This window comes from thiotrophic endosymbiont of Bathymodiolus puteoserpentis (Logatchev) (assembly GCF_900127505.1).
Lineage (GTDB): Bacteria > Pseudomonadota > Gammaproteobacteria > PS1 > Pseudothioglobaceae > Thiodubiliella.
This window is the reverse complement of sequence record NZ_UEXF01000079.1, coordinates 1-8,883: the sequence shown is the minus strand read 5'-3', so window position 1 is coordinate 8,883 and position 8,883 is coordinate 1. Positions and strand designations below refer to the sequence as shown.

At 37.1% G+C, this 8,883-nt stretch carries 9 protein-coding genes; all 9 read right to left on the bottom strand.

What is annotated here, in order from left to right:
- Positions 1-444, bottom strand: a 444-nt coding sequence (locus BHECKSOX2_RS10025; RefSeq protein WP_139683466.1) for a transposase, incomplete at its 3' end; no start/stop codon positions are given.
- A gap of 21 nt (positions 445-465) precedes the next feature.
- Complete coding sequence (locus BHECKSOX2_RS10685; protein ID WP_425356624.1) at positions 466-627, bottom strand: site-specific DNA-methyltransferase; 162 nt, start codon at positions 625-627, stop codon at positions 466-468.
- Positions 628-751: 124 nt separating this feature from the next.
- The gene (locus BHECKSOX2_RS10015; protein WP_139683455.1) at positions 752-1,588 is read right to left on the bottom strand and encodes a haloacid dehalogenase-like hydrolase; all 837 of its coding nucleotides are present in this window, start codon (positions 1,586-1,588) and stop codon (positions 752-754) included.
- A 9-nt stretch (positions 1,589-1,597) separates the two neighbouring features.
- A complete protein-coding gene (nrdA, locus tag BHECKSOX2_RS10010; RefSeq protein ID WP_139683454.1) occupies positions 1,598-3,877 on the bottom strand; it encodes a class 1a ribonucleoside-diphosphate reductase subunit alpha in 2,280 nt (759 codons plus the stop codon).
- 94 nt (positions 3,878-3,971) lie between these two features.
- Complete coding sequence (locus BHECKSOX2_RS10005; protein WP_180323768.1) at positions 3,972-4,112, bottom strand: hypothetical protein; 141 nt, start codon at positions 4,110-4,112, stop codon at positions 3,972-3,974.
- Positions 4,113-4,276: 164 nt separating this feature from the next.
- Positions 4,277-7,429, bottom strand: coding sequence for a DEAD/DEAH box helicase (locus BHECKSOX2_RS10000; protein ID WP_139683453.1), 3,153 nt, complete (start codon positions 7,427-7,429; stop codon positions 4,277-4,279).
- Positions 7,423-7,956 (bottom strand): class I SAM-dependent RNA methyltransferase family protein, encoded by a 534-nt coding sequence (locus tag BHECKSOX2_RS10400; protein WP_245391380.1) that lies wholly within the window; start codon positions 7,954-7,956, stop codon positions 7,423-7,425. Before BHECKSOX2_RS10400 ends, BHECKSOX2_RS10000 begins: the two co-directional genes overlap by 7 nt.
- 1 nt (position 7,957) lies before the next feature.
- Positions 7,958-8,155: a hypothetical protein gene (locus BHECKSOX2_RS10395; protein WP_245391379.1), complete on the bottom strand. Its 198-nt coding sequence runs from the start codon at positions 8,153-8,155 to the stop codon at positions 7,958-7,960.
- Complete coding sequence (locus BHECKSOX2_RS10390) at positions 8,148-8,291, bottom strand: TRAM domain-containing protein (RefSeq protein WP_245391378.1); 144 nt, start codon at positions 8,289-8,291, stop codon at positions 8,148-8,150. Before BHECKSOX2_RS10390 ends, BHECKSOX2_RS10395 begins: the two co-directional genes overlap by 8 nt.
- Positions 8,292-8,883: the final 592 nt, after the last annotated feature.

Sequence of the window (8,883 nt, the reverse complement as noted above, 5' to 3'; positions counted from 1 at the left end):
AATGACGGTGGCATCAATAATGTTGATTGAACCTAGAGAAACAATAATACTGTTTTGTTCTAAATGATGATTGATTTGTTCTAGTAGTGCTTCTAGCAAATTTTCAGTATTGAGTAATTGTCTAAAACGCCAAATGGTGGAATGGTCTGGCACTGCTTCGCTTAAACTTAAATCAATGAAGCGTCTGAACATTAAATCTCTAGCAATTTGTTTTTCTAAGGCTTCATCGCTAAGCGCATACCAAGCCTGAAGAATTAGGATTTTAAACATCATTATGGGTGGATAGGCGCTTGCACCTGTTTTGGAGGTATAAAGATTTGATAGTGTTTGTTCTATCTCGCCCCAGTTAATGATGTTATGCACATCGTCTAGTTCTGATAGAGATTTATGTTCAATAACAAGAGAATCTGCAAATGAATTTTGTTGGGTGTTTTTCCAAGACATTTTGGGTGTTTTATGGTTGTTTTAGATGGGTGTTATTTTATCAGATTGGTGGTTTTTTGGTTGAGTTATGAAAAGGTCTCCATTAATATAATCAATAAACTTACGGTAGTTAAAAATCGTGGCTTTGTCTATCTCATCAAAAAAATGGGCTTTGCTGTCTTTGTCATTCAATAATAAGGTAATCAGATCGGCATCAAACTGCGCCGCATGATGCTTGACATTTTGCTTAAGTAAAATATCTTGATTGTCTGTTAATTTATCCAGTGTTTATAGTAGTTACTCTAGTTTTTGATTGAAGTGCATAGTCTTATTTTGTGTATTGTTGAATGCTTGCCTTAGACGAGATCTGATCAAGGATCCCTTTAACGATTTTATCTATTTCTGAATTTTCAGAATAATCCGCTTTAGCAATATAGTTTGCTCGGTCGTTTTCTAGCAATTTTTGTGCTTTTTTCTTTGCCCCTTTGGTATTAGGAGGGTATACGCCGATAGAGGTGCCTCCCTGATAATTCAACATTTTCATGGCAGGAACATCGGTTTCACCGTCGCCGATATAAATCATATTTTCGAACGGAATAGAGCGATCTGCTAAAGGTGTAAATTTATTAATATTGGTATTATCCCAGGCGTTTTCAATGCCTTTGTTGATGCGAAACAGGTATTGGGTTTTGGTGGTGTAATTAATGGCTAAGGCTGGCCATTCAGGCACACCTTCGTGATCATATTTGAATGATGAGGCAAAAATACTTTTAAATTCTTTGGCAATAGAGGTGCCCTCAATCATCTCTTTGGTGCCTGAGGAGATAATATAGTGTTTTAGGCTAATCTCTTTGTCTTTGGCGTGTTTGTTAATTCTAGCAAAATAATCTTCAACGCCTGAAAAATATTGAACGCTCCCCCCATGTGTTTTAATTTCCTCTTTTTTACAACTCACCTTTTTCTCTTTGGCTTTTTTAATCAACAAATACATATACGCCAAAATCTCATCCATTTCGTCATCTTGCGTTATTTGTTTTACTTCATTCCAAAACGCTTCTTTTTGTACGCCTAAATTAGGAATAAAAGAGTTTTCTTGAATATTGCCCTTGGCAAGTGTGCCATCAAAATCATAAACAATGGCAACGGTAGTATTGTTTTTAGACATATCGTATTCTCACAATTTGCACACGCCATCTGCACAGGCGTTATCGTCTTCTTTTTCAAGCATGCCTTCTTCGCCGCTACCATCGCGTGTTGTATGATAATAAAGTGTTTTAACGCCGTATTTATAAGTTTTTAATAAGTCCATTAAGAACAACTTCATCGGTACCTTATTGCCTTCAAACAGTGCAGGGTCATAATGTGTGTTGGCTGAAATGGCTTGGTCAACAAACTTTTGCATAATGGCGCATAACTGCAAATAACCCTCATTGTCTTTAATGTTCCAGAGTAATTCGTATTGATTTTTTAATCTTTCATACTCTGGCACCACTTGCTTTAACAGGCCGTCTTTTGATTGCTTAGTGGTGACAAAGGCGCGCGGTGGTTCAATGCCATTGGTAGAGTTTGAGATTTGTGAGGAGCTTTCACAGGGCATTAATGCGGTTAGAGTGGAGTTTCTCAAGCCGTCTTTTTTGATGTCTTCTCGCAGCCCATCCCAATCCATGGTCAATGCGCTATGACAAAAATCATTAATATCTTTTTTAAAGGTATCAATTGGCAATATGCCTTTTGCGTATTGTGTTTCATTAAATAATGGACACCTGCCTTTTTCTTTGGCAAGTTTGTTAGAGGCTTTAAGTGAATAGTATTGCAAGGCTTCAAAAGCATGGTGAACCAAGTCATTACCCGAGCCATCAGAGTATTTGGCACCATTCTTGGCCAAATAATAAGCCAAATTAGTCACGCCAATACCGAGTGTACGACGGTTCATACTGGCGATTTTTGCTGCTTTAATAGGATAGTCCTGATAATCTAATAAAGAATCTAGCGCTCTAACAATAATCTCAGTAATTTCTTCAAGCTCATCAATTGATTCTAAGGCGCCTAAATTTACCGCTGAGAGTGTGCAAAGTGCCACTTCACCTTCAGGGTCCTGAACAGAATAAAGCGGTTTGGTAGGTAAGGTAATCTCCATACAGAGGTTAGATTGACGAATAGGTGCAAGACTTGGATCAAAAGCACCGTGAGTATTACAATGGTCAACATTTTGTACATAGATGCGCCCTGTATTTGCGCGCTCTTGCATAAAAGATGCAAACAGTTCACGCGCTTTGAGCGTTTTCTTGCAAATAGAGCTGTCTTTCTCGTAGCGTTCATATAGGCGTTTAAACTCATCTTGGTCTGCAAAGAATGCTTCATATAAGCCGGGTACTTCATGCGGTGAGAACAAAGTAATATCCCCATCTTCAATAAAGCGTTGATACATTAAGCCGTTGAATTGCACACCATAATCCAAATGACGCACTCGGTTTTCTTCGGTGCCAGTGTTATTCTTAAGCACCAGTAACTCTCTGACTTCAAGATGCCAAAATGGATAGAATAGGGTGGCTGCACCACCACGCACCCCCCCTTGAGAGCAAGACTTAACGGCTGTATGAAAATGCTTGTAAAAAGGAATACAACCCGTGTGCATTGCCTCACCACCACGAATAGGGCTACCCAATGCACGAATCTTACCAGCATTGATACCAATACCAGCACGCTGAGAAACATACTTAACAATTGCCCCTGCTGCTGCACTGATTGAATCTAGATCATCATCTGTCTCAATCAATACACAAGAAGAGAATTGACGGGTTGGCGTGCGAACGCCCGCCATAATGGGTGTTGGCAAAGATATTTTAAAATTAGAAACCGCATCATAAAAACGCTTAACAATATCTAGTCGTACTTTGGGATCGTATTCTTGGAATAAACACATGCCAACCAACATATACAACTGCTGTGGCGATTCGTGAATTGCACCAGTGGTGCGGTTTTGTACCAAATATTTACCCTCAAGCTGCTTGACTGCTGCATAAGAGAATTTCATATCTCGTTCATGATCAGTATGAGCATCAAGTTCTTCAATTTCCTGTTGGGTGTATTTGTTTAAGATATCTTTGTCATAAATACCTAACGCTGTCAATTTACTCACATGCTCAAACAAGGGCGGTGGCGTAAAAGATTTAAACGATTTTTTGCGCAAATGAAAGATGGCTAAACGCGCTGCTAAATATTGATAATCAGGCGTCTGTGTAGAAATCAGGTCAGCGGCTGATTTAATGATAGTTTCATGGATATCCTCGGTCTTAATGCCATCAAAAAATGCCAAAGTTGCATTAATCTCAACTTGAGAAACACTGACCCCATTCAATCCTTGGGCAGCCCAATTAACAACACGATGGATTTTTTCCATATCAATCGCTTCTTTTTTGCCATTTCGCTTGGTAACTTGGATGTCTTTTTTCATTTCTCTCTTTTTTGATAAAACACTAGATATAGTGTTTTTAAATTTAATTACAACTAAATATAGTGTGTTTTGGCTTTTTTTGCAAGCAATTTTTTTATCGAAAATACGATAAAATCGTTAAATGTTTTGCCACAAAAGGGATGGCAGGATTTTTTAAAAAATTAATTTTTTTTAAATGTTTTTTGCTTAAGGCTATCTCCAAAAATCCAAATTTATTAAGTGTTTTTAAATCCATTCAACACCTTTTTTATTTCCTCTCTTATCATTTTCAGGTGTTTTTAACTTATTTTTAACTATAAAACCCCAACAATTTCAGAACGAGACTTTGGCGGGACTTAGCGCAATTTACACCCAACCTTTGCAAAAATAAACCGACCTCGTCAAAACAAAAAAACAATTTTATGCCTTCAGCAATTTCAGTAATTCTTTACCTAAAACTTTGTCAGTTTTTCCGCCTTTATAAATACCTTGTTGTAATTGCAGTTTCTTTTTTTGTAATTCTAAAATCCTTTCTTCAATGCTATTTTCAATAATGAGTTTATACACAAATACCGCTTTGGTTTGTCCGATACGATGTGCTCTGTCGGTTGCTTGATTTTCAACCGCGGGGTTCCACCATGGGTCATAGTGAATAACAGTATCTGCTTCGGTGAGATTAAGTCCAACGCCGCCAGCTTTAAGGCTAATTAAAAATACATTGACTTCACCAGAAGTGAATTTTTCTATCACTTCTTCGCGTTTTTTAGTGGCACCGGTTAATTGGGTGTAACTGATATTTTTCTGCTCTAATTGATTCTGCAAAATCTTCAGCATTGAGGTGAATTGAGAAAAAACCAATATTTTTCTATTTTCAGCCAATAACTCTTCTAATAAATCCAAAAACAAATGTAATTTAGCGGAGTCTTTTACTTTTTTTGCCGCCTCTATTTTGACCAATTGCGGATCGCAACAAACTTGCCTTAGTTTTAACAAGGCATCAAGCAACATAATATGCGATTTTGCCAAACCTTTTTGTGCGATTGCTTCTCGCACTTTTTTCTCCATGGTAATACGAATGCTTTCGTATAAAGTGGCTTGTTTTTTATCAAATTGAGTGTATTTAATAATCTCAGATTTTGCGGGCAATTCTGGTAAAACTTCAGCTTTGGTGCGTCTCAGCATAAAAGGACGCACACGCTGATTGAGCATTTTCTGCTTGTCCTCGTCCCAGTGTTTTTCAATGGGGGTTTGATATTGCTTTTTAAAAACAGTTTGACTGTGCAAAAATCCAGGCATTAAAAAAGAAAAAATTGACCACAATTCACCCAAATGATTTTCAATTGGAGTGCCACTCAATGCTAAGCGACAATCACTTTTAAGGGATTTAATGGCAGCAAACATTTTGGTTCTTGGGTTTTTAATTTTTTGCGCTTCATCTAAAATAATATAACTAAAATGATATTTAGTAAATCTATCAATATCCCGATAAATCAACGCATAAGAAGTTAATAAAATATCGGCATCTGCTGTTTTTTCAAAGGCTTTAAAGCGTTCTGCTCCACCATACAATGAACATATTTTTAAATTCGGTGTAAATCTTTTCACCTCATTTTTCCAATTAGCAATCAATGAAGTTGGCACCACGACTAACACCGGATTTTTTAATTTTTTTTGCGTTTTTAAACATGACAAATGGGTTAAGGTTTGCAAAGTTTTTCCCAATCCCATATCATCTGCCAAAATGCCAGAAAATCCAAACTCAAATAAAAAATTCAACCAATTAAGCCCTGTTTTCTGATAATCTCTGAGTGTGTTGCGTAGGTTTTTAGGCACCTTCACAGGAGCAGTTTGATCAAAATTGCGTAACTTTTCTGCCAGATTTAACACCTCTTTTGATCCATGCCACAGAATATTCTCATCAATATTTCCCAATATGTGTGCTTCATATGCCCCCACTTTTATGTCTTGAGATTGCCCATCATGCAATTGCAATACCACCTTCAAAATGGGTTTAATTTGCTCCGTTTTAATACGCACAAAATAATCAGAACGCACTTCTAAATTAACATATTCTCTGGCTTCATTCTGATCAAATTCCGTTATAAACGAACTTAGTAAAGGGGCTAACGGGAGTTTTACCCCATCAAATTCTAAATTAAATGACAGGGAAAACCAGTTATTTTCTGCCTCACTTTCTACTGCCACTTGAACATTATTGGCAAAATCTAGCGTCCAACTTGGATCAATTTCAATCGCAAAACCTTGTTGCTTTAAGGTGGTCAAATTTTGTTTAAACTGATACCAAAAATCTAAATATTGTTGCTTGTTTTCATTGTCATAATAAAAATATAGTTGCTGCTTTAGAACATCACTCATAAAACCCAAGGCTTCAAACTGCTGTTTAATCTGATTCTCAAGCGTCAAATCACGCTGAATGTGATATTGCATACCACCCTCTAAAATAACACTGACTGATTCTTGTGGTGCATAATTTAATGCTACCTCATCATAGATAAAACTCAGCGTGACCCTAGGCTGATCTTGATTACTTAACTTGATTTTTGGCGTGGCAATTGTATGAATTTTCCGACACTCAAAGTCCTCTGGAATAACAATATTAATACCACTCAAATCACGCTTAAATAATTGATACATTGCATGTATTTGTGCTTTATAAACCGCAGGCGCATTGCGTATTTTGTCCAAATAATCGTAGTCAATGCCCTGCAAAATAGTTGCCTGATTATTGTCAATAACCACAACGGGATCGGAGGCAATAACCCGTGCATCTGGTGCTAAATTCGTGGTTATTTGATAATAATTTCCTCTTTTTTTCCAATTTAATTCTAATGTGATTTGACTCTTTCTCAATTGCAACGGCTGTTCGTTGTCTTGATAAAAGCAACGATTGGTTTTGATCATCTCAAGTAAAACACGATAACCCAATTTGCCAGCAATGGTTTTTCTATAATAAGCATATTGCGGGAAAATACCCCGACACATTACGATAATCTCTTGGTCAACTTTACTAATTATGTGCTGATGAGTGCCCGCATATAAAAATTTATCAACATCCATCTTATGAAAACGCCGTTGTTTATTTTTAAGTTGCTTGACCCGCATAAACTCAATATCGTCGCCATAATAACTGTCATCAGTGAACAAACGATAAATCATATATTCATTGCTTGTTTGCACTTGCTGGTTTTGTTGCCCTAATTGTTGAAAATCATCCGCCCACACTTTAAATTTCGATTGCAAATTTTCCTCTTGAAAAGCCTTGTCTGGTTTTTCCGTATTGATAAAAGCGATGATCGCTGCCACAACATGCTTGCAGTTATAACCCACTGGGCAATCACATTTCCCTGCAATAATAGTGTGTCTATTACGATGAATGCTGATCGTTTGAGTATACAAATGATTGCCATATACCTGAGAATTTAAGACAATAGAGCCCGAATCTTTATGCTCAATTTCCAAACTTTTAAGCGCATTATGACGATAATATTGAACCCCCCTATTAAAAGCACCATTGTTGCCAATAGCCTGCTTAATTTGAGCCAAATTTAACATTTAACAAATAATTCAATGGACTCAACATGGGCAGTTTGTGGAAACATATCCATCACCCCTGCGGTTTCCAATTGATACCCAGGTGTAATTAATTTAGCCGTATTCCTCGCCAAGGCGGCAGAATTACACGACACATAAACCAAACACTCAACCCCTAATTTTGGCAATAATTCAACGATTTCAATGGCACCCGAACGATCAGGGTCAATCAGTGCCTTATTATAGTGCTTACCTCGAAACCACTCAAAACCCGCCACTTCTTTAAATAAATCTGCCCTATAAAAATCCACATTATTAATGGCGTTCTTCTGGGTATTATCATTGGATCGTTCAATCAACCCTGAATCCCCTTTCACGCCAATAACATACTTGGCATATTTAGCCATTGGCAAGGTGAAATTACCTAAACCATAAAACAAATCAATCGCTTTATTGCTCTGATTAAGTGCCACCTGAGATTTAATAGAAAGCCACTCAACACACTGTCTCAAAGCTCGAAAATGCTCGCCAATGGAAGTATGCAACACCTTACACCTGCCCATATTTAGCTACCCAACCCGATTTTTTCTTCCGAAAACTCACTAAAACCTTATTTTTTTTCGCTACCCAACACACCCCCAATCGTGTCTTACACCGATAACCCCACGCCTGCCCCCACAAAGGTTCTAACACCTTCAACACCTCCGCCTCTTCAAATTTAGCACGAGAAAAAACACGCTCAGCCACTACTTTCTCTCCCAGCAACGCCCCACTCACAAAAAATCACTTTTTCCTCTAAATGTGCAATACCTCGCCCTTCATGTGATAAGGTTTCAATCTCTAATTCGTAAGTCTTTGGTTTTAATTTTCTTCTTCTATTCATTTTAATATTTTTTATTCAAAATAACCTCGCCCACTAATTTTCAACACTGTTGAAAATTTGACGGAAATTAGCGTCTAAGGTTTCTTGATCTTTAATGTTTGTATTGTATTAAGACCTTTGCATAAATAGGAATAATCATCAAAAACCCACTTTTCACCCACTTAGCGATTTTAAACCCAGCCTTAACACAGCCAGGACAAGGTTTAAAGAAATCGTCAATTGGGCAAAAATTGGATTTTGTCAGTCATTCCTATTTATGCAAAGGTCTCTTTGTAATCTTTTAATTAAATCTTGTTCGGTTGCTTGCTCTTTTGTTGATTGCATTGTTTTTAGGAATAGTGTTAAAAATATCGGTTAGATGAATTTTACAGATTTTACAAGAGCTTTGCATTCCTCATAATACCCAAATCCAAAGATAAAACCACCCAATCTAAAAAATACCAATCAAAATCCTAAAAATCCACCCCATTCAAGTCTTGCATCCATAAAAATACAGACAATACACCCAATTTGATAAGATCAGCACAAATTATTCGATATTTTGGATCGTTTGGGTTTTTCAGGTGTGCTTAAGCCTCCTTTGTTTAGGCAG